Source organism: Methylophaga sp. UBA1464, assembly GCF_002325665.1.
Taxonomy (GTDB): Bacteria; Pseudomonadota; Gammaproteobacteria; order Nitrosococcales; family Methylophagaceae; genus Methylophaga.
The window spans coordinates 1-478 of sequence record NZ_DCSO01000053.1 but is presented as its reverse complement, the minus strand read 5'-3'; the positions used below and the strand labels follow the sequence as shown (position 1 = coordinate 478).

Sequence of the window (478 nt, the reverse complement as noted above, 5' to 3'; positions counted from 1 at the left end):
CCCAACTGGCTAATCACGTTTTGAGCTTCAGCATTTCCTACCGTTAGTTCAGCGAGTTCCTGAATAGAGTCTTCCAATGCACCAAACTGAGATTGTTGAATATCAATAACCTCCTGAACGCTCACATCAAACAAATCAGGAAACATCAATGCCATACCCGACTCATAAGCATTTTCAGCCGGCACAGATACCATAAAACCTATTCCGGCAGCGACCAAAGGCTTTTTGATAAAGTTTTTAATCGGGAAAGTCACTCGTGAAAAATCCATTTTTATCGCCTTGCTCCAGTCAAAATTTATGATGGAGAATTTATAGCATATTTGAGTAAGTGGATTACATACAAAATAGATGAGTGGCCAGGGTTTGTTTAAATAAGTACTGTTGAATAATGTGGGAATGCAAAAACAGAAGACATAAAAAAAGCGCTGTAAGCGCCTTAGGTATGGTGTTTTAAATGGAGGCTGGGGTCGGAATCGAA

General features: G+C 39.7%; 1 protein-coding gene. It reads right to left on the bottom strand.

Going from position 1 to position 478, the window contains the following annotated elements; genetic code table 11:
• A partial coding sequence (locus tag B3O33_RS06385; protein ID WP_292363215.1) for a hypothetical protein occupies nucleotides 1–269 on the bottom strand: 269 nt, incomplete at its 3' end.
• Nucleotides 270–478: the final 209 nt, after the last annotated feature.